Here is a 24,997-nt window from a genome sequence, read left to right as displayed (position 1 = left end):
TCTGTGGCGCCACGCTCACGACTCCCCCCTGGCCGATCTGTCGGCGGGCGCGGACAGCGCGTCCGCCGCCGCCCGTTGATATCGCAGCACCGCCGCCTCCGCGGCGCGCAGATTGCAGGGCGCGCTCCACAGCATGCGCCGCGCCGCGTCGTACCGCTCCACCAGGAACGGATCCTCGGCGAAACCGAGCCTCGCCACCTTCGCCTTGTACGCGTCGAGCCGCCCGCGCAGCTCCGCGCGGACCGCCAGCGGGGCCGTCACCGCCGTCAACGACTCACGCGCGCGCAGCAGTTCGTCCTCCGCCTTCGACTCCAGCGACTCCAGGAGCGGCGAGAGCCGGTTCCACTGGGCGCGCCTGCGGTACTCGGCCGCCGTCGCCAACTGCTCCTGCAGCACCGTCGGCGGACCCGACACCGCGGGCACGTCGGACCCGGCTATCTTCGCGAGCACCTCGATGCGCGCCGACCGCGCCTCGGCGAGCGTGCGGTCCGCGCGCGACAGCACGTCCCGCAGCCGGCCGAGCCGCACCTCCGCGTCCTGCCGGACGCCGAGCACGGCCTCGATCTCCCGGCGCACGTCCTCCAGGGCGCGGGCCTCCCGGTCGTACGCCGTGGTGTCGGGGCGGCCGCCGCCGGGCGCCGAACTCCCCGCCGCCTGCTGCCAGTACGTGAGCGGGTCGGAGACCACTTCCTCGCGCATCCGGGTCAGCGAGCCGGTGATCCGCTCCAGGTCGTCGCCCGCCGGATGCTCACCGGGACGCACTCCTACGGAGTGCGCGAGCTGCCGGGTGCGGGCCAGCTCGGCGGCGAGCATGTCGATACGGGCGGGCAGCGCAGACCACACGGCGTCGGCGGCCACCACCATGTCGAGGGACGACGCGTACAGCGCGTTCATCCGGTCGACGAGCGCCGCGAGGGTGAACTGCTCGGACAGCTTCGCGGGCCCGGTGATCGAGGGCGAGGCGCCGCCCGCACCCGGGCCCGCCGCGATGGTGACGGACTCGCCGCGCAGCAGCTCCGTCAGCTCCGTCAGGTCGCCGCGGTTGGGCAGCCGGCGCCGCGAGCGGATCTCCCGCGCCGTGCGCAGCGCGCCCGCGTACGCGTCGAAGTACGCCCACAGCAGCGTGATCTCCAGGTCGGCCGAGGCCCAGCGCTCCTGCGTCGTCCCGGTCAGCCGGGCGCCCTCCAGGAGTCTGCGCCCCGCGTGGTCCTGGAGGGCGAGCAGGGACGACTCGATCGCTTCGTGCTCCGCGCCGAGCCGGGCCAGGGCACGGTCCACCTCGTCCCGGTCCATCACTGGGCCGGCGGGTCCCGCGACGCCCATCGATCACCTCTCGCTTTCCCGAGTTCTCGTCAAGTCCCTGCCGTACTGCGTGTGTTACGTGTCCTGCCTACTTGTACTTCGGTGCGGGCGGCCCCGAGGAGGAGCCGAGCGCCGGCTTCAGCCAGTGGTCGTACGACTTCTGCCAGCCGTCCGACTTGCGGTAGTCCACCAGCACCTGGTTGACCCGGCGCACCAGGTCGTCCGCGCCCTTCTTCATGGCGACGCCGTAGAACTCCTTGGTGTAGGGCTCGCCCTTGACCTGCACCGTCGGGTCCTGCGCGGCCTGGCTCGCGGCGAGCGCGCCGTCGGTGACCACCGCGTCGACCTCGCCGAGTTGCAGCCGCACCAGGCAGTCCAGCTGGTTCGGCACGGTCGTGGAGATGTCCGTGCTCTGCGGCAGACCGCCCTCGTCCACCGGCTTCTTCTTGCCGTCCTCCAGCGACGACGCGGCCGTCGAACCGGTCGCCGTGCAGATCCGCTTGCCGGCGAGCGAGGCCCCGTACCCCTTGATGTCCGAGGTCTTCGGGGCGAGCACCTGCTGGCCGGTCTGGAAGTACGCGGTGGAGAACGCGACGTCCTTGAGGCGGTCGCAGCTGATGGTCATCGTGCGCACCACCATGTCGACGTCGCCGTGCTGGATCGCCGGGATGCGCTCGTTCGTGGGGATGGCGCGGAAGCGGATCGCGTCCCGGTCGCCGAGGATGTCGCCCGCGATCTCGTGCGCGAGATCGATGTCGAAGCCCTCCAACTCGCTTGTCTTCGCGGTGCTGTTGGGGTCGCGGTAGCCCCAGCGGTAGCTGTTCTGGTCGACGCCGACCGAGAGGTAGCCGCGGTCCTTGACGGCCTGCACGGCGCTGCCGCTCTCGCTGCCCGAGGGGGAGAGGCTGCGCTCCGGCTCCTTGCCCTTCACCGAGGCGTCGCAGTCGTCCGCCTTGGCCTGCCTGCCGTCGGCGACGCCACCGGAGGCATAGCTCGTCGTGCCGTCGTGCGAGGGGCGCTGTTGCTGGGTCAGCGGGAGCAGCAGCGCGAACACCGCCGTCAGGGCGCAGGCCACCGCCATGGCGGCCACGCCGCCCCAGCCGCGCAGAGTCACCCTTCGCGCCGTCCCTAGCTCGTTCATCGCCGCACCCCCTCTCACCTGTACTCCGAAAGCCTGCGCCCGATGCCGAACACCGCGCCACCCGCGGCGAGCACCGCCAACAGCGCAGCCCCGGCGGGCAGTCCGGTCATCGCGTCGAGACCGTTGCCCGCGTCGGCGCTGAACTGACGCTGCTCGTGAACGAGGGCCGTGTCCAGATTCTTGTCCACCAGATCGAAGCATTCACCTGTCGGCTTGTCCTTCTTCGAACCGATGATCTTGTCGAGCGCGCCCTGGTAGTTGCCGGAGTCGTCCTGCTCGCGCGCGTCCTGGTGGCGCTTTCGCCACTCCTTCATGCTGGCGTTCGCCTTGGTCACGGGCGCCCGGCCCGCGGTGTCGCCCTCGCCGTCGGCGAGCGCGTACGCGGCGTTCAGCTTGCCGGCGAGCGCGGTCATCTCCTGCTGGAAGTCGACGTCGTACTTGTCCTTGGTCTTGCCCTTCACCGACACCGTCTCGGCGCCGCGGCTGACCAGCGTCAGGTTCTCGCTGCCCCGCGCCTTCAGAGAGGCGATGCTCGCGTCGTGCAACACGTTCAAGGACCGTACGCCATGGTCGTACGACGAACTCAGCCCGCTGCGGGCGACGGTGTGACCGACGACGAGCCACAGCAGCACCACGGTGGACGCCGCGGTGGCGGCGAGCAGCCCCTGGTTGAACACCCGGTTCGTACGGCGGTAGTTGCGGCGCTGCGCCCACGCGAGGCCGGCGAGGGCGAGCACGCCGAGGGCGATCGCGATCCACGGGTAGGGCGTCGCCGAGTCGTAGTCGTCCCGCAGCCGCTGGTTCTCCGTCTTGTAGAGATCCTCGGCGGCCGGGAGCATCTCGGTCTGCATCTTCTCGTTCGCGTACCGCAGATAGGCGCCGCCCAGCGGGAAGCCCTGCCGGTTGTTGGCCCGGGCCCGCTCGATGAGGCCCTTGTACTGCGGCAGCAGCTTGTTCAGCTCCGCGATCGTCCCCGCCGAGCGGGTGCCGGGGTCGGTGCTGGTCGCCGCCGTCACCAGCTTGTCCGCGGCGTTCCTGATGTCGCGCTCGTACCGGTCGCGCGTATCCGCGGGTTCCTCGCCCCCCGCGAGGAACCCGCTGGACGCCGCCGTGTTGGCGTCGGCGAGCGAGCGGTAGATGTCGGCGGCGTCGGCGCTCAGCGGCTGGCTGGAGTGCAGCACGTCGTCGGCGGCGGCCGAGCGGTCCGTCATCTGCCAGGCCGTCGTCGCGCCGAACGCCACGACGAGCAGCGCGAGTACGGCGCCGATGATGCGGAGCCGGCCCGGCTCGGTCGTGGCCCCCGCCTTCAGCCGGTCCACGCCCTCCGCCCAGGCGGTGCGCCGCCGGGGCGTGGGCGCGGGTGCGCCGGGCGGGCCGCCGCCGCGTTGCGCCTGCGGTGGCACGCCCGGCGTCGGCGGTGTGGCGGGGCGCTCCGGCGGCGCCACGCTTCCGTTCGACGGGTATGTCACTTCGACCCTCCCCCATGGTCGTACGTCGGTCGCAAGTATCGCTTGGGCGACTGACATCCGCACAGCCATTCCCTGGATCTTGTGCGGAAGCGCTCCGTTCTGGAACACGTGGGGGAGGGGGGTTCGGTTCCCCGTTTGTGTTCGCGGCGGCGTTGTTGCGGTCGCGGGGCGCTGCCCCGGACCCCGCGCCTCAATCGCCGGCGGGGCTTGAGTGGGGGGCTGGGTTTGCGTACTCGGCGCGCGTACGCGCGTGGGACTCCGGGGGTGCGCCCACCGCGTCCAGGCCCAACAGGGCTGCCCCCAGGACCGGAGGTTCTGCCACCACCCGGGAGGTTGCCCGTGGGGCCCGCTCGGAGAGCAAGGTGCTGACACGGTCGTTGAGTTGGGGGTGGCGGGCGGCCAGGACGCTGCCGCCGAGGAGTACCGGGACCTCCTCTTCGAGGAGGTCGAGGCGGCGCAGGGCGACCGTTGCCATCGCCACCACCTCGTCGGCCATCCGCTCGACCAGGGCTCGGGCCACCGGGTCGCCGTCCGCCGCCGTGGCGAAGAGGACCGGGGTGAGCTCGTGGCGGCGGACCGCGGGGATGTGGCCCAGGTGCAGCGCCTCGATCAGGGCGTACATGGAGGGGAGGGAGAAGTGGGCGGGCAGGGCGTGCATCAGCGCCGTGGGGTCGCCGCGGCCGTCCTCCGCGCGTGCGGCGAACCAGATGGCCTCCTCCGCGAGGCCGCCCCCGCCGCCCCAGTCACCGGAGAGCCGGCCGATCGCGGGGAACCGGGCCGTGCGGCCGTCGGGCAGCATCCCCGCGCAGTTGACGCCCGCCCCGCACACGACGGCGACGCCGCGCGGCTCGGCGTCCTCCAGGAGCCCGGCGCGCAGCACGGCGAAGGTGTCGTTGCGGACGTCGACCCGCGATCCCCAGCGGCGCGCGGTCAGGGCGCGCGCCAACTCCCGTTCCTCCACGGGCAGGTCCGCGTTGGCCAGGCACGCCGACACATGGTCGACCGCGCCCACGCCCGCCTGCGCGAACGCCCGGCCGACCGCTTCCGCCAGGACGTCCACGGCGGGTTCCGCGTTCGTCCGGTGGGGCTGGAACCCGCCGCCGCGGGCCGCGCCGACGACAGTGCCGTCGGCCGCGACCACCGCGACGTCGGTCTTGCTGTTCCCCGCGTCGATGGCAAGGACGGTCATGCCCACGCGAGGTGCTCCCGGTTGTGTGCGATCAGTTCGTCCGTGAGCTGCTCGGCGTACTCGATCTGGCCGATCAGCGGGTGCGCGAGCAGTGCGTTGAAGACGCGGTCGCGGCCGCCCTTCAGGGCCGCCTCCAGGGCGAGGTCCTCGTACGCCGTGACGTTCGCGATCAGGCCTGCGTACAGGGGGTTGAGTGCCGGTACGGGCAGCGGCTTCGCGCCCTTGGCGTCGACCGACGCCTGCACCTCGATGACGGCGTCGTCGGGGAGGAAGGGGAGCGTGCCGTTGTTGTACGTGTTCACCACCTGGTGCGGGGAGCCTCCGCCGCCCAACAAGGAGGCGGCCAGGTCGACCGCCGCCTCGCTGTAGAAGGCGCCGCCGCGCTTGGCGAGCAGCTCCGGCTTCTCGTCGAGCGTCGGGTCGCCGTACATCTTCAGCAACTCGCGCTCCATCTCCGCCACTTGCGCGGCACGGGACGGCTTCGTGCGCAGCTCTCGTACGACGGCGTCGTGCTGGTAGTAGTAGCGCAGGTAGTAGGACGGGACGACGCCGAGGCGGTCGACGACCGTGCGCGGCATGTGCAGGTCCTCGGCGATGGCGTCGCCCTGCTCGGCGATCAGGCGCGGCAGCAGGTTCTCGCCGTCGGGGCCACCGAGGCGCACGCCCAGTTCCCACGTCAGGTGGTTGAGGCCGACGTGGTCCAGGTGCACCTGGGACGGCTCGACCTCGAGGAGGCGCGCGAACTTCCGCTGGAAGCCGATCGCGACGTTGCACAGGCCGACGGCCTTGTGGCCCGCCTGGAGCAGCGCGCGCGTCACGATGCCCACCGGGTTGGTGAAGTCGATGATCCAGGCGTCCGGGTTGGCGCGGCGGACCCGTTCGGCGATGTCGAGGACGACCGGGACCGTGCGCAGCGCCTTCGCGAGGCCGCCCGCGCCGGTCGTCTCCTGCCCGACGCAGCCGCAGTCGAGCGGCCACGTCTCGTCCTGGAGGCGCGCCGCCTGCCCGCCGACGCGGAGCTGGAGCAGCACGGCGTCGGCGTCCGCGACACCGGCGTCCACGTCGGACGTTGTACGTATAACGCCCGGGTGCCCCTGCTTGACGAAGATGCGGCGGGCGAGGCCGCCGACCAGTTCGAGGCGGTCCGCGGCCGGGTCGACGAGCACGAGCTCCTCGATCGGCAGCGTGTCCCGCAGACGCGCGAACCCGTCGATGAGTTCGGGTGTGTAGGTCGATCCTCCGCCGACCACGGCGAGCTTCATAGAAATCCCTTAGCCCTTTACTCCGGTGAGAGTGACGCCTTCGACGAAGGCCTTCTGTGCGAAGAAGAAGACGAGGCAGACCGGCGCCATCACCAGGAGCGTGGCCGCCATCGTCAGGTTCCAGTTGACGCTGTGCGCGGACTTGAAGGACTCAAGGCCGTAACTCAGCGTCCAGGAAGCCGGGTTCTGGGCCGCGTAGATCTGCGGCCCGAAGTAGTCGTTCCAGCAGTAGAAGAACTGGAAGAGGGCGACCGCGGCGATGCCCGGCTTGGCCATCGGCACCACGACCTTCAGCAGCGTGCGCAGTTCGCCGCAGCCGTCGACCTTCGCCGACTCGATGTACTCCTTCGGGATCGTCAGCAGGAACTGACGGAGGAGGAAGATCGAGTACGCGTCGCCGAACGCCATCGGGATGATCAGCGGCCACAGCGTCCCGGACAGGTGGAACTGCTGCGCCCACACCAGGTACATGGGGATCACGATGACCTGCGGCGGCAGCATCATCGTCGAGATGACGAGGAGCATCGCCGTGCGCCGCCCGCGGAAGCGGAACTTGGCGAGCGCGTACGCGACGGGTATCGCCGAGCACACGGTGAACAGCGTGCCGAGGCCCGCGTACACCAGCGAGTTCTTCCACCAGTCGAGGAAGCCGTCCGTCTGGAGGACCGCCTTGTAGTTCTCCCAGTGCCAGGAGTCCGGCCACAGGTCGCCGCTCATCGCCTGCCCGTCGCTCATTACGGACGTCAGGAAGACGAACACGAAGGGGAGGACGAAGAGCAGCGCGACCGCGATCGCGATGCTGTGCACGGCGATCCAGTGCAGGACCCGCTGCCGGCGGGCGCGCCGGCCCGCGGGCCCGTCGGCGTGCACGGGCTCGGCGTCCGTGTGCGTGGCGCCGGGGCTCAGTGTCGTAGTCGTCATGTCGATCAGTCCTCCGCCGCGAGCAGACCCGAGCGCTTGCGCATGAGCAGCGAGGTCACGGCCATGGCAATGGCGAACAGGACGAGCGAGAGCACGCACGCCGCGCCGGTGTTGAAGTTCTGGAAGCCCATCGAGTAGACGAGCTGCGGGACGGTGAGCGTCGAGTGGTCCGGGTATCCCGGCTGGATGACGCTGCCGGGGCCGATGGAGACGCCCGAGGCGATCTTTCCGGCGACGAGGGCCTGCGTGTAGTACTGCATGGTCTGCACGACGCCCGTCACCACGGCGAACATGACGATCGGGGTGATCGAGGGCCACGTCACGTAGCGGAACTTGGTCAGCGGCCCCGCGCCGTCCAACTCGGCGGCCTCGTACTGCTCCTTCGGTACGTCGAGCAGCGCGGCCATGAAGATGACCATGAGGTCGCCGATGCCCCACAGTGAGAGCAGGACGAGCGAGGGCTTGGCCCAGGTGGGGTCGTTGAACCAGTTGGGCCCGTCTATGCCGACCTTGGCGAGGATCTCGTTGACCGGCCCTGAGCCGGGGTTGAGCAGAAAGACGAAGGCGACGGTCGCGGCGACGGGCGGCGCGAGATACGGCAGATAGAAGGCGGTCCTGAAGAACCCGACCCCGCTCTTTATCTTCGTGACGAGCAGCCCGAGCGAGAGCCCGAACACCACGCGCAGCGCCACCATCACCACGACGAGCCACACCGTGTTCCACAGGGCGGGCCCGAACAGGGGCATGTCCCGGAACACGTACACCCAGTTCCGCAGCCCCACGAAAGTGGGCGCCTTGATCTGGTTGTAGTGCATGAACGAGAAATAGACGGTGGCGAGCAGCGGATAGGCGAAGAAGGCGCTGAATCCGATCAGCCAGGGGGAGAGAAATCCCAGGGTGCGCAGTCTGCGGCGGGCAGGCCTGGAAAGGGTGAGTGCCATACGAGAATGTCCCGTTCCTCAGTTCTGCGACTGCAGGGTGTCGGCGTCGATGAGTTTGTCGAGGCGCCGCAGGCCGCCCTTCAGGTCGTGGACCTCGCCGGCCTCCTCGCCGTAACTGAAGTCCTGAAGCTGCACGATGTACATGCCGCCGTTCGTGGAGGGCGGCATGACCTGGCTGTCCTTGTTCTGCGCGATGTCGACGAAGGCGCGGAACGTCGGATCGGCGTCCAGCTTCGGCGACTTGAGGGCGGCGTTCGTCGACGGCACGTTGTGGATCGCGTTGGCGAACTTCACGACCTGATCGGTGTCGGCGGTCAGGAATTTCACCAGCTCCCAGGCCGCGTTCTGATGCTTGCTGCTGTGCGCGATGCCGGCGACGGTGCCGGTCAGATAGCCGCGCCCGTACGTCTCGGCCTGGTCGTCGGGGACGGGCATCGGAGCGACGCCCCAGTCGAACTTGGCCTTCGCGTCGTTCAGCATCAGCCCGCGCCACTCACCGTCGAGATGCATGGCGAGCTTTCCGCTCAGAAAGGCATTCTGGTTGGACATCTCGTCGCCGAACGAGGTCCGGAACCTCTCCAGCGCCTTGTAACCGCCCTGCGCGTCGACGAGTTTCCGCGCCGTCTTGAAGAAGTCGTACGTGGCGGGATCCTCGGCGAGCCGCGAATTCCCGTCTCCATCGAAGTACTTGGGGCCCCACTGGGCGAACAGCCGGTCCGGGCTGTTCTGGTAGAGCCGGAAGTTCGGCATGAAGCCGACGCGCTTGTACGAGGAGCCGTCCTTGACGGTGAGCTTCTTGGAGTCGGCGACGAACTCGGACATGGTCCGCGGCGGCCGCTCGATGCCCGCCTTCTTGAAGGCGTCCTTGTTGTAGTACATGCCGAAGGCGTCCGCGAGCAGCGGCAGGGCGCACTGGTTCCCGCGGTAACCGGTGTAATCGAGAAGGGACTTGGGGAAGACCTTCTCCTTCTTCAGGCCGGTCTTCTTCATGAACGGATCGAGGTCGACCCACATACCGGAGTCGCAGTACTGGCCGACGTTGTTCGTGGTGAAGGAGGAGACGACATCGGGGGCCTCGTCGCCACCGGCCCGCAGGGCCTGATTGGTGGTGGCATCCGAGACGTTGCCGGTGGCCTGCACCTTGATGTTCGGGTGCAGCTTCTCGAAGCGGGCGATCGAGTCGTTGATCGCCTTCACCTCGCCGGGCGCCGACCAGCCGTGCCAGAACTTCAGCGTGACGGGCTTGGTCGGGTCGTCGGCGGCGCTGCCGGTACTCGGATTGGCGCAGCCGGCGAGCAGCAGTCCGGCCGCGGCGAGCCCTACGGGCGCGCGCAGGGGTATGCGCCATCGCGGCATGGCGAACGTCCTTTACGTGTACGGGAGTTGGGCTGGGAGAGGGTGTTACGCGGAGGTGCTGGTGTCGAAGACGGTGTCGCGGGCCTGGGTGAGGGCGGTGCGCAGGGCGCCGGTGAGGATGGGGTCGCCTGCCAGGTCGCTGGTGCGCAACTGGGGGCGGGGCAGGGCGAGTCCGGTGAGCTGTTCCTCGACCCGCTCGCGCAGGGCGTCGCCGCCGGCCCGGGCGACCTGACCGGACAGTACGACGAGCTCGGGGTCGACGACGGCGACGACGGCGGCGATGCCCGTGGCGATCCGCCGGGCGACCTCGTCGAGGACGCCCTGCGTGCCGAGTGCTTCACCCAAGTCCTTGACGCCACCGGCGAGTTCGCGGATCGCGGCGGCGGCGACGAGGCTCTGCAGCCCGCCGCCCCCGTCCGCGCGGGCCACGGCGTCGGACCCGCCGCGCGCCAGGGGAGCCCCCGGCAGCGGCATGTAGCCGATCTCGCCCGCGCCGCCGGTCGCCCCGCGCAACAGCGTCCCGCCGAGCACGATCGCGGCGCCCACGCCCTCGTCGACGTAGGCGAGCACGAAGTCGTCGTGGTCCTGCGCGGCGCCTTCGTACTGCTCGGCGACCGCGGCGAGGTTGACGTCGTTCTCGATGGAGACGGGGGTGCCGAGCACCTTGGCGAGGTCGTCGCGCAGGGTGCGGGAGTGCCAGCCCGGCAGGTGCGGGGCGTAGCGGAGCTGTCCGGTGTGCGGGTCGATGGCGCCGGGGGTGCCGATGACGGTGGCGGTCAGGTCGCCGTGCCCGAGCCCTGCCTGGGCGAGCGCCCCGTCGGTGGCCTCGGCGACGAGTTGGGCGGTGCGGTGCCGCACGTCCTCGCTGACGGCGTCGGCCTCGATGCGGCGGCGGCCGCGTTCGGCGCCGGTGATGTCGGCGACGACGGCGGTGATGCCGGTCGGGTCGGCGGAGAGGGCGGCGACGTGGCCCGCGCCCGGCTCGATCTCGTACAGGACGGCGTTCGGTCCCGGGCGGCCGGTCTGGCTGCCGGTGGTCCGCACGAGTCCGGCGGTTTCGAGGCGGCCGAGCAGTTGGGAGGTCGTCGGCTTGGAGAGGCCGGTCAGCTCGCCGATCCGGGTGCGGGTGAGCGGGCCGTGGGCGACGAGGAGGTCGAGCGCTGCGCGGTCGTTCATGGCGCGCAGGACGCTGGGGGTGCCGGGGGCGCCAGGGGTTGCGGCCATCGCGGGGGCCCACCTCCTCGTACTGAGTACTGTTAGGAAACTTTCCTATCTGGGTGCGAGGAACGTAAGGGGCTGGTGCGGGTGCGGTCAATAGGTGAGGCGGAGGCCGCGTTGTGCGACCTCCGCCCATGAAGCGCCCTGAAGTACTTGTGAAGCACCTCTGAACCGCCCCTGAAGTGCTTCCGGAACGCCTCTGAAACGCAAGAAACCCGGATCGACGATCAGGCTGAAACGCCTTCGATCCGGGCCAGGGCCTCGTCCGCGCCGAATGGTTGCAGGTAGGGCAACCAGCGCGGATCCCTATGCCCGGTCCCGATGATGCGCCAGGCCAGACCGGACGGCGGAGCCGGCGCGTGGCGCAGGCGCCAGCCGATCTCCACCAGGTGGCGGTCGGCCTTGGTGTGATTGCAGCGGCGGCACGACGCCACCACGTTCTCCCAGGCGTGCTGACCCCCGCGGCTGCGCGGGATCACGTGGTCGACGCTGGTTGCGACGCCACCGCAGTACATGCACCGGCCGCCGTCACGGGCGAACAGTGCGCGTCGGGTCAGAGGAACGGGCCCCCGGTAGGGAACCCGGATGAAACGCTTGAGCCGGACCACGCTGGGGGCGGCGACGGTGCGTGTTGCGCTGTGCATAAAGGCGCCGGACTCCTCGAGGCATGTGGCCTTGTTCTCGAGGACGAGTACGAGCGCGCGGCGGAGCGGTACGACGCCGAGCGGCTCGTACGACGCGTTGAGGACCAGGACATGCGGCACGGATGCCTCCTTGTACGCCGGCGGCGCGTGGCTCGCGCCGGGACGATCTCCCAGCCAGTCTCCCCTCACCGCTGGTCATGGCGCCACCATGTCCACGTAACGGGCTGGGAGTGTTTTCGACCACACGTCCCTCATTCCCCCAGCGGGCGGACGTGAGCACTGTCTCTCCCTCGAACATGACGACGATCCACACACAATGCCCCGTTAGTGTGGTGGGTCTGCCCGCTCCTGTCCCCGAGCATCGCCGCGAGGCGGGCAGATGGCTACGCCTGGAGGTACCTGCCGTGATCTTGTCCGTCCTGTCGGCCACGGGGGCGAGCGATGCCTCGTCCGACCCCGCGAAACCCACCCTCAAGGACGCCCAGGAGCAGGCCGGACAGGCCGCCGGCTGGGTCGAGCAGAACTGGTCCACGTGGCTGAGCGTGGGCCTGCGGGTCCTGCTGATCATCGTCATCGCCTTCGTGCTGCGCGCCGTGATACGCCGCAGCATCACCAAGTTCGTCGAGCGGATGAACCGCAGGAGCGAGGCCGGTGCCACGTCCGCACTCGGTGGACTTCTTGTGAACACCGAGCGGCGCCGCCAGCGTTCAGAGGCGATCGGCAGCGTGCTGCGCTCGGTCGCCTCGTTCCTGATCCTGGGCACCGCCGCCCTCATGGTGCTCGGCGCCTTCAAGATCAACCTCGCGCCGCTGCTCGCTTCCGCGGGTGTGGCCGGTGTGGCGATCGGTTTCGGCGCGCGCAACCTGGTCACCGACTTCCTCTCCGGTGTCTTCATGATCCTTGAGGACCAGTACGGCGTCGGGGACACGATCGACGCGGGTGTCGCCTCCGGCGAGGTCATCGAGGTCGGCCTGCGCGTGACGAAGCTGCGGGGCGCCGAGGGCGAGATCTGGTACGTGCGCAACGGCGAGGTCAAGCGGATCGGCAACCTCTCGCAGGGCTGGTCGACCGCGGCCGTCGACGTCACCGTGCGCGCCGACGAGGACCTCGACAAGGTCAGGGCGACGCTGACCGAGGTCGCCGAGACCATGGGCAAGGCCGAGCCGTGGAACGAGATGCTGTGGGGCCCGGTCGAGGTGCTCGGCCTGGACAGCGTGCTGCTCGACTCCATGGTGGTCGGCGTCTCCGCCAAGACCATGCCCGGCAAGTCCCTCACCATTTCGCGCGAGCTGCGCTGGCGCATCAAGCGGGCCTTCGACGAGGCGGGCATCCGCATCGTCGGCGGCGCCCCGCCCCAGCCCGACGACTCCCCGGCCGACCCGTCGGCAGCGGTATCGGCCCCATCGGCCTACGCCTCCGCCACGTCTCCGCAGTCGCTGGCGGCGTCGCCGATCCAGCCGACGAACCTGGCGAAGTAGGCGGGGGCCTGTGTGGGCGGGGGCGGGGGCCGGGTCTCCTGCACCCCCGTTGCGTTCGCCGCGGATGTCGGTGAGGCGGTCGACCGTCAATCGGCCGCGTGCCTCGAGGTGTCAGCCACCGGCCACCTGTCGATGCGCGGCTCGCACGATGTCGCCGGCCTCTTGGACGGCCTGCTCCCGCGCCTCGGGGGCCGGGCTGTCCACCGCCCGCTCCGCGGCGTGCAGACTGCGCGCGGTCTCCGGATACCGCTCGATCTCGACGATCACGCCCCACCGCCGATAGAACATCCGGATCGGTACGACGCTGTCCTCGTCGCCTGCCCGTACGAACGCCTTCTGCAGGTCCTGGAAGAACTCGGGCAGTCGGGACGGCACAACGGTGGCCACGGCCTGCCGCAATGCCGGCAGCGTCAGCTCGGGAGCGGGAATGAGGGGTCTCTCCTCGTGCGCGTACGGCGTGGTCATCGGCCGCCCCTTCCGCTCGCCGAGCATCTCTGTGACACGGGCCCACGCTAGCGCTCCCGTCACGCCCTCTCGTCGACGAGCGAAGACGCTTCGGACGAGGCGCCTGTGGCGCAGGTGTCCCATTCCGCGTAGACGGTCTTCCCAACGCTCCTGGGTTCCCAGCCCCAGCGGTTCGCCAGCGCCGACACCAGAAGCAGCCCGCGCCCGAACTGGTCCTCGCAATCGGCCGGTCGCGGGCATGGCAGTCGTTCGCCGCGTGGGTCGCTCACTTCTACGCGGAGCACGGTGTCGGTGGTGTGGAGGTGTACGCGGATCAGGCGGGCGCGGAGGCTGCCGTGGAGGAGGGCGTTCGTGAGCAGCTCCGACACGACGAGGGCCGTGTCCCCGGCCAGGCTCCGGTGCCCCCACTCGGCCACGAGGCGGGCGGTGCGGCGGCGGGCGAGCGGGACGCTGCGGGCCACGGGCGTGTAGTCGAGGGTGTCGGTGTGGCGGACGGCGCCTTTGGGTTCGGACTCGGGTTCGGCCATGACGCGCACCTCCTTGTGCGGTCGGGGAGTTGACGGTGGCTGTGCCGCGACTGCGGGTGGGCAGGGCGGTGCACTTCCGCCAACTGGCTGCGCCGGGTGGCTTGATGGATACGGACAGTAGCGGCCCTTATTCTCGGCACGCAAGAAGCTTGGGGAATTTAATCCCCAGCGAGTGACGGTCGTCGACGGGAGGTGGCCCGAAGGGCACCATGGACTCCGTGAAGCGACCAGCTCAACTCGGTAATCGAGCCTCAACTGTCTTGGGGCGGCGACTCGGTGGGGAACTCCTGCGCCTTCGTGACGCCTCGGGCAAGACGCAGCAGCAGGCAGCCGTGACGATCAACGCGACCCAATCGAAGATCGTGAAGATGGAGCGGGGCTGGGTCCCAATGCGTGACCCGGACATCCACATGTTGTGCGAGTTCTACGGCGCGGCCGATCGCAAGACGGTCGCCAAGCTGTCCGAGTTGGCCGGACTGGACCGGGAACGCCGCAAGGCGCAGGGCTGGTGGCGCCACGTGGCAGCGGGCGAATTCGCCGAGTACATCGCCATGGAGGACGCGGCGACGCGGGTACGGAACTGGCAGCTCTCCCTTGTCCCCGGGCTGCTTCAAATCCCCGCGTACACCAGGTCCTTGGCTGTGAATACGGGCCCCTGGGAAACTCCCGACTTCGTCGAGCACGCGGTCGATGTGAAGCGGCAGCGGCAGAAGCGCCTGTACGGCGAGCGTCCGCTGACCTGGTTCGGCGTGGTCTGGGAGGCCGCCCTTCGCCAGCAGGTGGGCGGACCCTCGACCATGCGGGCCCAGTTGGACCACCTCCTGGATGTCGGGGAGCTGCCCAACGTCACCATTCAGGTGCTGCCGTTCCGGGCCGGCGCCCACCCCTGCGTCACAGGGGCGTTCAGCGTTCTTTCCTTCGCTGAGGCGGGGTCGTTGGACGTGGTCCAGTCGGACACCGTCACTGGTATGGGGTGGGTCGAGGACATCGAGACCGGCGCCAGGTACGGCGACCACTTCGACCGCACCGCCCGGATGAGCCTGTCCGCGCGCGAATCCCTCGAGCTCATCAACTCGCTACGCAAGGAGGCGTGACCTGTGACCGAATTCCGGTTCCGCAAGTCCACTTACAGCAATGCCCAGGCCGATTGCGTCGAGGTCGCCCGCAACGTCCCCCGGACCGTGGCGGTCCGCGACTCGAAGGACGCCGACGGCTCCATAGTCCTTATCGCCCCGACCAGTTGGGCCCGCTTCATCGATGCGCTGAGGTGACCTTCATCGCTCCCTGCGTGCGCCCACAGCCACGTACAGCATCGTGCCCACCGTGAACGCGGCCAGCGCCACCGCCCACGCGCCCCGCTGCGGGCCCGGTTGCATCGACCAGGTCCACGCCGTGGCGGTTCGCATGCCGGGTGCCGAGTACGACAGGTAGACCGAGCCGAAGTAGAGCATGGGCGGCAGCCAGCTGAGCCGGGCGCCCAACAGCACCGCGGCGATCGCCGTGATACCCGTGGCACCCAGGACGTTGCGGACCATCGCCGCCGCGCCGAACTCCTGTACGTGGCCGGGCACGGCCAGGGCGAGGGTCGTCGCGGCGACGGCGGTGAGGGCGAGCAGGTGGGCGAGGCGCGTCGGCCACCAGGGGCGGGCAGCGGTGCGGTCCAGCTCCTGTGCGTACTGGTGCAGGCTCACGCCGATCGAGGCCGAGGCGAGCAAGGGCGCCAGCGCGAGGAGCGGGATGCGCCTCTGCGGGTCGACGTAGGTATCGGGGCGGGTCGCTGCCCATAGGGTGAAGAGGGTGGCCGCGGCGAAGGCCGTGAGGGCGGTTGGCAGCCCCCGCGAACGGGCGTAGAGGGCCAGTGCGGTCACAGGGCCGGTACCTCGCTCGCTGTACGCGCACAGCGGTCGGCGGGCTCGAAGTAGCTGGTCAGCCAGGCGTGGCGCTCGGCTGTGGTCATCGACCGCAGGTGGTCGTAGGTCCGCTGTTCGGCCTTGAGGCGTCGCAGTTCGGCACGGTCGCGCTCCGCGCGTGCGTCTTTCAGTGATTTCTTGCGCATCGACTCCTGGCCGTCCGTAGGAGCGAGCCACCGCACCACGGCGTCGTCCACGGTCCTGACGCGCCCCGTCGTCGCGTTCGCGCAGTCGGACCCCTCCACCAACGTGACCGCCGCCTCCCACGCGTAGTGATCCGGGTCGGCGATCCTCCCGCGCACCACGGTCCAGCCGAACGGAGTGAGCATGGGCAGCGCTGTCTCGTCGGCGTGTGGTCTGCGGTGCAGGTCCTCGAAGCGCACGGGGAGGTTCCGTACGTCCTTCAGGCGGCCGGTGAGGTTAGACAGCGCCCGGGTCACCTCCGGCAGTAGCGCGGAACGGGTGGCGTTGACGCAGATCTGCGGCGTGGTCGTCCTCGTGCAGACCTGGTGCCCGGCGCGCGGGTCGCGCTGCGCCATGGTGTCGCTCGTCCCGGACAGTACGAGCGCGGTGGACAGGGCAACGGCGAGTGGGACCAGCGTCGTCCAGCGGCGGCGCGCCGCGTGGGCCGCCGTGACGGCCAGCGCGAGGCCGAGGAACCAGCCGGCCGTGAGCAACGGGTGCCACCAGGCGAGCACTTCGTGGTCGGGGGAGTAGCCCGGGGCCGGGCCCAGAAGACGGACCGGCCCCGCCGCGGTGATGAACGCGCCGAACGTGCCGTAACCCGCCAGCGCGAGCACGGGGGCCGTGAGCCGCCACGGCACACGGGCACCTGCCACGTGGCCGATCAGTGTGCAGGACATCAGTACGGCGGCGGTGCCGAGGAACGCGGTCGGCACGAGGCCGCCCGGCGAGGCGTAGGGCGCGCAGGCCAGCAGGGCCGCCGCGACCGTGACGGCATAGGCGGCCACGATCCACAGGGCCGTGGGCAGAGCCGAGGTCAGGAACTGGGCGAGGGCGGGCCGGGCCGCGCAGGCTCGCAGTTCGTCGGTGCGCCGCCGCCGTTCCCGCCCGCCCTGCCAGCAGCCCGCGGCGAGGGAGAGCGGACCGCCGAGCAGGACGCCGACCAGGCTCAGCGCACGCGTGGTCTCCGCCCAACTCCCCTGCCACTCCGCCGCCTTGGCGGCCAGCGCCCAGGCGAGTGCGAGGACCAGTGCGAGGCCGGACCAGGGGACGACGCCGCGCAGCGACTCCGCACGGAACGGATGTGGTGTGCGGTGAGGGCGCATCGGGGTGTCAGCGGCCGGACGGTCGAGGAGCATGGTCATGCCCGGCCTCCGCGCGTCGCGGCGGCGCGGTGCGCGCGCAGCGCCGTGGTGTAGCCGCGTTCGATGGCGTTCCCGTCGCCGTCGCGACCGAGTGCGGCGAGCGACTGCGGTGTGCCACGGTAGGCGACCCGTCCGCGCTCGATGAGCGTCACGTCCGTGCAGGCGGCGGCGACGTCCTCCACCAGGTGTGTCGACACCACGACGGTGGACTCCTCACCCAACTCTCTTAGCAGCGAACGGAATTCGACGCGCTGTTCGGGGTCGAGACCGGCCGTCGGCTCGTCGAGGAGGAGCAACCGGGGCGCGTTGACGATGGCCTGTGCGATACCGACGCGGCGCACCATGCCCCCGGACAGCGTCTTGACCTTCGCGTCGACGCGGTCCGCGAGGCCCACGCGGCGCACGGCGCGTTCGACCGCCGCCGGGACGGTGTCCCTGGGCATCTCCTTCAGCCACGCCACGTAGGCCACGAACTCGCGCACGGTGAAGTTCGGGTAGTAGCCGAAGTCCTGTGGAAGATAGCCGAGTTGACGGCGGGCAACCCGTCGGGCGTGGGACGCTCTCAGGTCCGACCCGAGCAGTTCCACCCGGCCGGCGCTCGGCCGGGCCACCGTCGCCAGGACGCGGATCAGGGAGGTCTTGCCTGCGCCGTTGGGTCCGAGCAGGCCGTGCACGCCGGTGCCGAAATCCAGGTCGACGGAGTCGAGAGCGGTGGTCCTGCGGTGCCGGACGGTCAGCCCTGTCACCCGCGCCGCGCCAGTCGTCTCGGTCACGGCGTCTCCATGAGGTCGTACGAGGCTCTGCGTACGGTGATGAGGGCGGCGCACAGGACGAGTGCGGCGGCCCAACCCGACTGGGCGGCGGGGCCGTTGAAGTAGAGCGCGAGGGATTCGGACAGCTGTGACGAAAGCTGCTGGGGTCCTGCTCCGGCCGCGGGTACGGCCACCGCCACCAGCCAGCCGCCGCCGATCACCGCGGTGGCGGCACGTACGCCGACGTATCCGCCGAGGGCGAGCGTGGCCAGGGTCAGCGCGAGGCCCGGCAGCAGCCAGGCGGCGGGGCCGGGGCCTACGCCTGTTGGGCTCGGCAGCAGCAGACCCGTCACCGCCAGCACGGGAAAGGCCACGGCCAGTACGGTGCCGGTCCGTGCGAGCAGCAGTGGCAGCCCGCCGCGGGGTGTCGACGCGGCGATCTCGTGGAGCGGGTCGGTGTGCCGGCCGTACGAGGCGGCGACGCCTGCCACCGGGACGATGGGTGCGCAGGTGAGAAGCAGTGGCAGCGCTCCCGTGAAGTGCGCCCCGTGCGCGAGCGCGAGGGCGCCTGCCGCGACGGCGAAGAGCGCGACGAGCCACGCTCCGCGTACGGCGCGCCCGACCGCCCACCAGGCCCCCCGTCCCCACGTCACGGGGCTCCGCCCCGGGCCCCGCGCCTCAATCGCCGGCGGGGTTTGAAAGGCCTGCTCAAACGCCGCAGGGGCTTGGAAGCGCACCGCGCCCAGCACCAGTTCCCGCACCGCCGCGACCGCCACGCCCCCGGCGCCGACCGTCACCGCCCCGGACACCCGTGCGGCGCACACTTCGCACGCCTCCACGTGGCGTTCCACGGACCAGCAGTCCGGCTCGAGCAGGGAGCCCGCGGCGTACCGCTGGGCCGCCTGCTCGCTCACATGCCATGCGGTCATGACGTACCCCCCAGCGGCTCCAACGCGGCCAACGCGGCCCGCAGTTCACGGCGGGCCCGTAGTGCCCGCGTCTTGACCGTGCCTTCTGGTATGCCGAGCACCCGCGCCGCCTCCCGCGTGGTCAGTCCGTCGACGACGGTGGCACGCAGCACCGCCCGCAGTTCGGGCGAGATGCGGTCGAGGGCCGTGCCCACGTCCCCGTACTGGAGCCCGGCGAGCACGTCGTCCTCGGCGGATGGCGCCACCCCGACAACCGGCGGTTCGACCCGCGCGGCCCGTGCCTGCGCCCGCCCCGCGTCGACCAGGCGGCGTGCCGCGATCGTCCACAGCCAGCCGCCGACCTCCCCGCCCCGGTGCGCGGCGGCCGAGCGCCACACCGCCAGGAACGTGTCCTGCAGCACCTCGCCCACCGCCTCCGGATCCCCGCACCGCCGGCTCAGCCGCGCGTGCAGCCACCCGGCGTGCCGGTCGTACAGCGCGGCGAGCGCGTCGGTGTCCCCCTGGGCGACGGCGCGCAGAAGCGTCGCGTCTCCCGTGTCTCGATCGGCCCCCATGGGGCGGAACAGTCTCACGAACCGTCTATCGGCGACCGGCCCTCATACGGTTCACGCGGGGCCGACGCGGAACATCGCCGACCTCAGTCCGCCACCCCATACGCCCCCACCGACCACAACGAAACCCCGTACCGCGTCGCCCTCTCGTCCCCCACCACCCGCACGAACCGCACCCCCTTCGCGTCCATCCGCACCGACTCGCGCCCGCCCTGCCCGTCCCGGACGGTCGCCGCCGTGCGCCAGGTGTGGCCGTCGGGGGAGGTCTGGACGCGGTAGTGCTTGGCGTAGGCGTCCTGCCAGTGGAGGGTGACCAGGCCGAGGCGAACCCGGTCGGGGAACTCCACCTGCCACCATTCGCCGTCCTTCGCGGGGGACGACCAACGGGTCGACGGCTTGCCGTCGTTGGCGTCGGCCGCCGGGAAGTCCGGGGTCTCGTCCGCCGATGAGGAGGCCTTGCCGGAGCGGGCCAGGTCGGGGCCCGACGTGCGGGGGTAGGCGCGGACCGAGAGGGTGCGGGTGCGGGTTTCGGCGCCGAAGTGCAAAGCGATTTCGTACGTGCCCGCCGGGGTGGTCGACGGGACCGTCACCTTCACCGGTACGTCGACGCTCGTGCCGCGCGGGAGTTCGGACTGGTGCGGGAGGTCGACCTTGATGCCGTGCGGGGCCTTCGCCGTCAGGCGGCCGCGTACGGCGCCCGGGCGCTGCGCCGTCAGGTGGGCCGTCAACCGCTGCGGCGCGCCGCCGATCTCGGCGTCCGCCTCGGTGCGGGCCAGGGTCACGGAGGCCGCGGGGGAGTCCGCGTACCAGGGGACCACGTGGGACACCGCGTCGGCGGAGGCGCCCGTGACACGTACCGCGTCCGCGCGGGTGCCGTGCGCCTTCAGTTCCGTGAAGCCGCCGGCCGCGAGCGCGCCGATCCGCTTCCAGCCCGTGCCGGGGACGTACGCCTCGACCGTGCCCGAGGTGCCGGGCTCTGTGAGGACCGTGACCGTGGACAGGGCGCGGGGGCGCGGGAGTTCGGCCTTCGCGCCCTTCGACGCATCGGAGTGGCCCGTGCCCGACCAGGAGGCGAACTCCTTTTCGGCGTGCGTCAGGAACGGGGCGAGGACTCCCTTGCCGACCGTGACGTGCGACGTGTCCAAGTCCTTGCGGAGGGCGGACAGTCGGCGTGCCGCCTTCCACGCCGCCGTCTTGTCGTCGCGGCTCGCCGCCTCCAGCATGTCGACCGCGGCCTCGCCCGCCTGTCCGTAGCGGCCCAACTTGTCGGCCCAGGGACGGACTTCGGAGCCCAGGTCCGTGCCATCGAGAGTCGAAGGCGTGCGGCGCATCTGGGTGAACGCGTCGCGCAGGGCCGCCGCCGTCTTCTTGGTGCCGGCCGCGTCCGTCGTCGTACGCGCCTTCCCGAACGCCGAGATCAGCGGTTTCAGGTACGCCGACTCGTCCGCGCCGAGCACCGACGACGCGTCGTTGCCCGCGAGGGCGTTCAGCGCCTGCCGTGTCTCCCGGGAGCCGTCCGCCAGGTCGTCGATCGCCGCCCGCCAGGACTCCTGTGCCCGGTAGTCGCGCGGGTTCCAGGCGTAGTCCGCGGTCGTGAACAGCGGGATGCGGGAGGCCGCGGGCTGCTCCATCGCCGTGGCGAGCACCGCCGCCGAACCGGAGGCCACTGCGGGCTCCCGGCCCCGGTACGGGCCGAGGAAGATCCGGTCCTGCGCGTAGTCGTTGACCGGGTAGTTGTCCATCGTGAGCAGCTTGTGCCCGCCGCCGAACGCGCCCTGTACGCCCGCCAGTTCACGGCCGGTGATCGTGCGCGGCACCACGCCGACGCCCGTCCACGCGACCTCCACCGCGTCGTCCAGGTCGCGGGCGAGCGCCGTCCGGTACTCCGTCGTGCCGTCCTGGTAGTACTCGGTCGGCATCAGGGACAGCGGCCCGGCGCCCGGGTGACGGGCCGCCAGGTGCTTCGCCACCGTGTTCGCGACCTTCGCCTGCGCCTTCGCCGCGGAACCCGGCCCGGAGCCGAACTCCCGCGCGTCCGACTCGCAGTGCCACTCGCTGTACGACACGTTCTGGAACTGGAGCTGGAACTCCCGCACCCCGAGCGCCCACATCGCGTCGAGCTTGCGGGTGAGTGTCCTGATGTCGTCCGGCGACGACATGCACATCGCCTGGCCCGGAGCCACCGCCCAGCCGAGCGTCACGTGATTGGCGCGGGCCCGCTCGGCGAGCGCGCGGAAACCGGCACGCTGGGCGGCCGGGTACGTCTCGCGCCAGCGGGCCTGGCGGTACAGGTCGTCGCCGGGCGCGTACAGGTAGCGGTTCTGCTTGGTGCGGCCCATGAAGTCGAGCTGCGCCAGGCGCTGCTCCGTCGTCCACGGCGTGCCGTAGAAACCCTCGGTCAGTCCGCGGACCGCCGTGCCCGGCCAGTCCCGTACGACGACCCCCGCGACGGTCCGCCCGTCGATCAGTTGCCGGAATGTCTGCGCCGCGTGGAACAGGCCGTCCTCGCCGACGCCCTCGACGGCGACGGTCGGCGTCCCCGCCACGCGGCCCACGGCGAGCCGGTAGCCGCCGGACGGCAGATCGCCGCGGGCGCTCGCGCCGAGTCCGCGCAGGGTCGCGTCGAGCGGACCCGCCTCGGGGGAGTGGTGGCGGGCGGCGGTCCTGGCCCCCGGGGCCCCGGTGCCGAGCCGCACCACGAGCCGCGCGCCGCCGGGCACGTCGGCCTCGGTGTGGACCTGCCGGACGTCCCGCGCCCCCGCGTCCGCGAGCGTCTTGCGCACCGCGTCCACGGCGTACGGGTCGGAGCCCGGCGGCGCCAGGAGCGTCACCTCGTCCGGGACCGTGACCCCGTCCGTGTGGTCCGACGCCTTGAGGGACTGCGGTCGCGGCCACACCGCGGGCAGCTTCACGTCCGGCTTCATGTCGCCCGTGGACGTCCCTGGCTTGGGCGGGGTGGCCACGGCCCCTGTGGCCCCGCCCAGCGTCCCGGCGATGACGGCGACCGCGACGGCGGCCGCCCTCTTCCTGCGCCGCAGCTGCTGCACGGCGTACTCCTCATGGTTCGAACCCGACTCAAGAGGGACAAGAATAGAAGGGAGGCAGCCGTCGACGGGCGGAATCGCCCCTACCGACGAGTTGCCTGGTGGGACGGGAGTTTTTTCGGTTGTCCCGGCCTTGGACCCAAGTTCCTTTCGTCGTACACAATGTGACCAGCAACACGTTCTTTCGTGGAAAAGGTCTGCGCCCGTGCATCCTGGGTAGGGCTTCCGATTCCCGACGCCTTACGACGAAGGAGGCCCCCGTGGCCGCATCAGCTCAGCTCCTGCTCTCGGCCCTCTCCAAACAGGCGGACCTCAGCATGCTCGACGACGCCGACGTCACCAGCACCTGCTCCTTCGAATCGCCGCTCACCAGCGAGCCCGCCTTCGCGGACTACACCCCACTGACTTCCGAGCCGCCCATGAACGACGAGGCGCCGCTCACCTCCGAGCCCACCCCGAACGGCCTCGCCGCGGGCTGCCCGAGCGGCCTCGCCGCCGGCTGAGTACATGACGAAGGCCCGGCTCGCCGCGCTGCACGGAGTGGCCACCTCCTACTCCCCGGCGCCGGGCCGCACCGTCCACGCCTCGGACGTGGCGGTGACGGCGGCCCTCGCGGCGCTCGGCGTGGATGTCACCGCGGACCCGGCCGAGCCGCCCGAGCGGCTGCTGCCGCCGACGGTCGTCGTGTGGGACGACGGAAGCGTGCCGCGCTGGATCGCGGGCCTGCCCGCAGGGGCCGAGCTGCGGCTGCGGCCCGAGGGCGGGGACCGCTTCGACCCCTGGGACCCAGGCACCGCCACACCGCTCGGAACGCACCGGCTGCGCGTCGCCGCGCCCGACGGGCGCGCGGCCGAGGCCCACCTGATCGCCGCCCCCGCGCAGGCCCCCACCCCGCCGCGGCGCACCCACGGCCTGCTGGTCCAGCTGTACTCGCTGCTGTCCACCCGCTCCTGGGGCATGGGCGACCTCGCGGACCTCGCCGACCTGGCGTCCTGGTCGGCCCGCACCCACGGCACCGGATTCCTCCAGGTCAACCCGTTGCACGCGGCGGTGCCCGCAGGTCCGGAGGGCGGCACGGACCCGTCTCCGTACCGCCCCTCCTCCCGGCGCTTCCCCGACCCCGTCCACCTGCGGATCGAGGACATCCCCGAGTACGCCTACGTCCCTCAGCACGCCAGGGAGGCCGCCCGGCTGCGTGAGGCGGTGCTCGCCAAGGGCGAGTTGATCGACCGGGACGCGGTGTGGGCGCTGAAGCGGACGGCGCTCGAAGCGGTCCACCAGGTGCCGCTCACCCCCGGCCGCCGCGCCTCCTACTGCGACTTCCTCGCCGAACAGGGCACGGCCCTGGAGGACCACGCCACGTACTGCGCGCTCGCCGAGGTGCACGGCCCCGACCGGCACACCTGGCCGGCCGCCCTCCAGGACCCGCGCTCGGCGGCCACCGAGCGCGCCCGCCGGGAGCTGATGGACCGCGTCGACTTCCACTCCCGCCTCGCCTGGCTCACCGAAGGGCAGCTCGCCGCCGCCCAGCGCGCGGCGCGCGAGGCGGGCATGGAGATCGGGCTCGTGCACGACCTCGCCGTTGGCGTGCACCCCGGCGGCGCCGACGCGTGGGCGCAGCGCGACGTCTTCGCGCAGGGCATCAGCGTGGGCGCGCCCCCGGACGCGTTCAACGCGCGCGGCCAGGACTGGGGCCTGCCACCGTGGCGCCCCGACCGCCTCGCGGAGACCGGCTACGCCGCCTTCCGCGATCTGCTCCGCAATCTGATGCGGCACGCCGGCGCCATCCGCATCGACCACGTGATGGGTCTGTTCCGGCTCTGGTGGATCCCGCAGGGCGAACCCCCGACCGAGGGCACCTACGTCCACTACGACGCCGAGGCCATGCTCGCCGTGCTGCTCCTGGAGGCGTCGCGTTCGGGCACGTACGTCATTGGGGAGGACCTCGGCACCGTCGAGCCGGGCGTGCGCGGGACGCTGCACGCGCGCGGGGTGCTCGGCACGTCCGTGCTGTGGTTCGAACGCGACTGGGAGGGCGACGGGCGGCCCGTCCCCGCCGAGGCGTGGCGCGCGGACTGCGTCGCCACCGCCACCACCCACGACCTGCCGTCCACCGCCGCACGCCTCAGCGGCGACGACGTACGGCTGCGCGAGCGGCTCGGCCTGTCGACGGCGAGCGGGGCGGAGACGGCGGCCGAGGTGGCGGAGTGGCTCGCCCTGTTCGCCCGGACGGGGCTGCTCGCCTCCGGGACGCACGGCGAGGAGGAGGCGGTGCGGGCGGTCCACCGGTTCCTGCTGAGTACACCGGCCCGGATGATCGGGGTGTGGCTGCCCGACCTGGTGGGCGACCGGCGCCCGCAGAACCTGCCCGGTACCTGGGCCGAGTACCCGAACTGGCGGCTGCCCGTCGCCGACGCCACGGGCCGGCCCGTCACCCTGGAGGAACTCGCCGCGTCACCCCGCGCGCACGCCCTGCTCGGCGTGTTCGCAACGGCACGCGCGGGAGCCGAACCGCCCCTTACAGGCCCCCCGGACGCGCGCCCCGTTTAGGCGTTCGCTACGTTTGGCTC

General features: G+C 71.4%; 23 protein-coding genes. 5 read left to right on the top strand and 18 right to left on the bottom strand.

Features of this window, described 5'->3' with window-relative positions; genetic code table 11:
• Positions 1–15: 15 nt before the first annotated feature.
• The 10 genes from ACWD2L_RS29140 to ACWD2L_RS29095 form a co-directional block, all read right to left on the bottom strand.
• On the bottom strand, positions 16–1,323 hold the full coding sequence (locus ACWD2L_RS29140) for a hypothetical protein (RefSeq protein WP_351339705.1): 1,308 nt from the start codon (positions 1,321–1,323) through the stop codon (positions 16–18).
• 67 nt (positions 1,324–1,390) lie between these two features.
• Entirely contained in the window at positions 1,391–2,443 is a 1,053-nt protein-coding gene (locus ACWD2L_RS29135; RefSeq protein ID WP_351339703.1) for a glutamate ABC transporter substrate-binding protein, read from the bottom strand.
• A 14-nt stretch (positions 2,444–2,457) separates the two neighbouring features.
• Positions 2,458–3,912, bottom strand: coding sequence for a hypothetical protein (locus tag ACWD2L_RS29130; protein WP_351339700.1), 1,455 nt, complete (start codon positions 3,910–3,912; stop codon positions 2,458–2,460).
• 190 nt (positions 3,913–4,102) lie between these two features.
• Positions 4,103–5,101 carry an N-acetylglucosamine kinase gene (locus ACWD2L_RS29125; RefSeq protein WP_351339697.1) on the bottom strand — a complete coding sequence of 333 codons (999 nt, stop codon included), beginning with the start codon at positions 5,099–5,101 and terminating at the stop codon, positions 4,103–4,105.
• On the bottom strand, positions 5,098–6,363 hold the full coding sequence (locus ACWD2L_RS29120) for a 6-phospho-beta-glucosidase (RefSeq protein WP_351339694.1): 1,266 nt from the start codon (positions 6,361–6,363) through the stop codon (positions 5,098–5,100). The genes ACWD2L_RS29125 and ACWD2L_RS29120 overlap by 4 nt, the downstream gene beginning before the upstream one ends.
• A gap of 9 nt (positions 6,364–6,372) precedes the next feature.
• Positions 6,373–7,284 carry a carbohydrate ABC transporter permease gene (locus tag ACWD2L_RS29115; RefSeq protein ID WP_351339691.1) on the bottom strand — a complete coding sequence of 304 codons (912 nt, stop codon included), beginning with the start codon at positions 7,282–7,284 and terminating at the stop codon, positions 6,373–6,375.
• A gap of 5 nt (positions 7,285–7,289) precedes the next feature.
• Entirely contained in the window at positions 7,290–8,225 is a 936-nt protein-coding gene (locus tag ACWD2L_RS29110; RefSeq protein ID WP_351339688.1) for a carbohydrate ABC transporter permease, read from the bottom strand.
• A gap of 18 nt (positions 8,226–8,243) precedes the next feature.
• Positions 8,244–9,581, bottom strand: coding sequence for an ABC transporter substrate-binding protein (locus ACWD2L_RS29105; protein ID WP_351339685.1), 1,338 nt, complete (start codon positions 9,579–9,581; stop codon positions 8,244–8,246).
• A gap of 45 nt (positions 9,582–9,626) precedes the next feature.
• Positions 9,627–10,805 carry an ROK family transcriptional regulator gene (locus tag ACWD2L_RS29100; RefSeq protein WP_351339682.1) on the bottom strand — a complete coding sequence of 393 codons (1,179 nt, stop codon included), beginning with the start codon at positions 10,803–10,805 and terminating at the stop codon, positions 9,627–9,629.
• Positions 10,806–11,026: 221 nt separating this feature from the next.
• Positions 11,027–11,563, bottom strand: coding sequence for an HNH endonuclease (locus ACWD2L_RS29095; RefSeq protein WP_351339679.1), 537 nt, complete (start codon positions 11,561–11,563; stop codon positions 11,027–11,029).
• 284 nt (positions 11,564–11,847) lie between these two features.
• Here ACWD2L_RS29095 and ACWD2L_RS29090 point away from each other — a divergent pair, with 284 nt between their 5' ends.
• Positions 11,848–12,921: a mechanosensitive ion channel family protein gene (locus tag ACWD2L_RS29090; RefSeq protein WP_351339677.1), complete on the top strand. Its 1,074-nt coding sequence runs from the start codon at positions 11,848–11,850 to the stop codon at positions 12,919–12,921.
• 111 nt (positions 12,922–13,032) lie between these two features.
• Here the strand turns inward: ACWD2L_RS29090 and ACWD2L_RS29085 are convergent, their stop codons facing one another.
• Together ACWD2L_RS29085 and ACWD2L_RS29080 are read right to left on the bottom strand one after the other, a co-directional pair.
• Complete coding sequence (locus ACWD2L_RS29085; protein WP_351339674.1) at positions 13,033–13,386, bottom strand: hypothetical protein; 354 nt, start codon at positions 13,384–13,386, stop codon at positions 13,033–13,035.
• A 59-nt stretch (positions 13,387–13,445) separates the two neighbouring features.
• On the bottom strand, positions 13,446–13,913 hold the full coding sequence (locus ACWD2L_RS29080; protein ID WP_351339671.1) for an ATP-binding protein: 468 nt from the start codon (positions 13,911–13,913) through the stop codon (positions 13,446–13,448).
• Positions 13,914–14,173: 260 nt separating this feature from the next.
• Between ACWD2L_RS29080 and ACWD2L_RS29075 the strand changes: the two genes are divergently transcribed.
• The gene (locus ACWD2L_RS29075) at positions 14,174–15,007 is read left to right on the top strand and encodes a helix-turn-helix domain-containing protein (protein WP_351339668.1); all 834 of its coding nucleotides are present in this window, start codon (positions 14,174–14,176) and stop codon (positions 15,005–15,007) included.
• A gap of 3 nt (positions 15,008–15,010) precedes the next feature.
• The gene (locus ACWD2L_RS29070) at positions 15,011–15,184 is read left to right on the top strand and encodes a DUF397 domain-containing protein (RefSeq protein WP_351339666.1); all 174 of its coding nucleotides are present in this window, start codon (positions 15,011–15,013) and stop codon (positions 15,182–15,184) included.
• Positions 15,185–15,187: 3 nt separating this feature from the next.
• On the opposite strand, the gene ACWD2L_RS29065 is transcribed toward ACWD2L_RS29070, so the two are convergent.
• The 6 genes from ACWD2L_RS29065 to ACWD2L_RS29040 all read right to left on the bottom strand — a co-directional run bounded on the left by ACWD2L_RS29065 (position 15,188) and on the right by ACWD2L_RS29040 (position 22,430).
• Complete coding sequence (locus ACWD2L_RS29065) at positions 15,188–15,781, bottom strand: hypothetical protein (protein ID WP_351339663.1); 594 nt, start codon at positions 15,779–15,781, stop codon at positions 15,188–15,190.
• Positions 15,778–17,151 (bottom strand): hypothetical protein, encoded by a 1,374-nt coding sequence (locus ACWD2L_RS29060; protein WP_351339661.1) that lies wholly within the window; start codon positions 17,149–17,151, stop codon positions 15,778–15,780. The genes ACWD2L_RS29065 and ACWD2L_RS29060 overlap by 4 nt, the downstream gene beginning before the upstream one ends.
• The gene (locus ACWD2L_RS29055; RefSeq protein ID WP_451192224.1) at positions 17,148–17,924 is read right to left on the bottom strand and encodes an ABC transporter ATP-binding protein; all 777 of its coding nucleotides are present in this window, start codon (positions 17,922–17,924) and stop codon (positions 17,148–17,150) included. Before ACWD2L_RS29055 ends, ACWD2L_RS29060 begins: the two co-directional genes overlap by 4 nt.
• Positions 17,921–18,832, bottom strand: coding sequence for a zf-HC2 domain-containing protein (locus ACWD2L_RS29050; protein ID WP_351339659.1), 912 nt, complete (start codon positions 18,830–18,832; stop codon positions 17,921–17,923). The genes ACWD2L_RS29055 and ACWD2L_RS29050 overlap by 4 nt, the downstream gene beginning before the upstream one ends.
• Positions 18,829–19,386: an RNA polymerase sigma factor gene (locus ACWD2L_RS29045; RefSeq protein ID WP_351339656.1), complete on the bottom strand. Its 558-nt coding sequence runs from the start codon at positions 19,384–19,386 to the stop codon at positions 18,829–18,831. The genes ACWD2L_RS29050 and ACWD2L_RS29045 overlap by 4 nt, the downstream gene beginning before the upstream one ends.
• An 83-nt stretch (positions 19,387–19,469) precedes the next feature.
• Positions 19,470–22,430: a beta-N-acetylglucosaminidase domain-containing protein gene (locus tag ACWD2L_RS29040; protein ID WP_351339655.1), complete on the bottom strand. Its 2,961-nt coding sequence runs from the start codon at positions 22,428–22,430 to the stop codon at positions 19,470–19,472.
• Positions 22,431–22,687: 257 nt separating this feature from the next.
• Between ACWD2L_RS29040 and ACWD2L_RS29035 the strand changes: the two genes are divergently transcribed.
• Both ACWD2L_RS29035 and malQ read left to right on the top strand, forming a co-directional pair.
• Positions 22,688–22,930, top strand: coding sequence for a hypothetical protein (locus ACWD2L_RS29035; protein ID WP_351339652.1), 243 nt, complete (start codon positions 22,688–22,690; stop codon positions 22,928–22,930).
• A gap of 4 nt (positions 22,931–22,934) precedes the next feature.
• Positions 22,935–24,977: a 4-alpha-glucanotransferase gene (gene malQ / locus ACWD2L_RS29030; protein WP_351339649.1), complete on the top strand. Its 2,043-nt coding sequence runs from the start codon at positions 22,935–22,937 to the stop codon at positions 24,975–24,977.
• The last annotated feature ends 20 nt before the right edge of the window (positions 24,978–24,997 follow it).

The organism is Streptomyces sp. NPDC002754 (assembly GCF_053592315.1).
This window is presented reverse-complemented; position numbering and strand designations above follow the sequence as displayed.

What these genes read in the sequence shown, in the direction of transcription:
- ACWD2L_RS29125 (WP_351339697.1), bottom strand. Translation starts at nt 5,101, where the DNA reads ATGACCGTCCTTGCCATCGACGCGGGGAACAGCAAGACCGACGTCGCG.
- ACWD2L_RS29115 (WP_351339691.1), bottom strand. Translation starts at nt 7,284, where the DNA reads ATGACGACTACGACACTGAGCCCCGGCGCCACGCACACGGACGCCGAG.
- ACWD2L_RS29045 (WP_351339656.1), bottom strand. Translation starts at nt 19,386, where the DNA reads ATGGGGGCCGATCGAGACACGGGAGACGCGACGCTTCTGCGCGCCGTC.
- ACWD2L_RS29080 (WP_351339671.1), bottom strand. Translation starts at nt 13,913, where the DNA reads ATGGCCGAACCCGAGTCCGAACCCAAAGGCGCCGTCCGCCACACCGAC.
- ACWD2L_RS29140 (WP_351339705.1), bottom strand. Translation starts at nt 1,323, where the DNA reads ATGGGCGTCGCGGGACCCGCCGGCCCAGTGATGGACCGGGACGAGGTG.
- ACWD2L_RS29120 (WP_351339694.1), bottom strand. Translation starts at nt 6,363, where the DNA reads ATGAAGCTCGCCGTGGTCGGCGGAGGATCGACCTACACACCCGAACTC.
- ACWD2L_RS29050 (WP_351339659.1), bottom strand. Translation starts at nt 18,832, where the DNA reads ATGACCGCATGGCATGTGAGCGAGCAGGCGGCCCAGCGGTACGCCGCG.
- ACWD2L_RS29085 (WP_351339674.1), bottom strand. Translation starts at nt 13,386, where the DNA reads ATGACCACGCCGTACGCGCACGAGGAGAGACCCCTCATTCCCGCTCCC.
- ACWD2L_RS29110 (WP_351339688.1), bottom strand. Translation starts at nt 8,225, where the DNA reads ATGGCACTCACCCTTTCCAGGCCTGCCCGCCGCAGACTGCGCACCCTG.
- malQ (WP_351339649.1), top strand. Translation starts at nt 22,935, where the DNA reads ATGACGAAGGCCCGGCTCGCCGCGCTGCACGGAGTGGCCACCTCCTAC.
- ACWD2L_RS29100 (WP_351339682.1), bottom strand. Translation starts at nt 10,805, where the DNA reads ATGGCCGCAACCCCTGGCGCCCCCGGCACCCCCAGCGTCCTGCGCGCC.
- ACWD2L_RS29135 (WP_351339703.1), bottom strand. Translation starts at nt 2,443, where the DNA reads ATGAACGAGCTAGGGACGGCGCGAAGGGTGACTCTGCGCGGCTGGGGC.
- ACWD2L_RS29060 (WP_351339661.1), bottom strand. Translation starts at nt 17,151, where the DNA reads ATGACCATGCTCCTCGACCGTCCGGCCGCTGACACCCCGATGCGCCCT.
- ACWD2L_RS29105 (WP_351339685.1), bottom strand. Translation starts at nt 9,581, where the DNA reads ATGCCGCGATGGCGCATACCCCTGCGCGCGCCCGTAGGGCTCGCCGCG.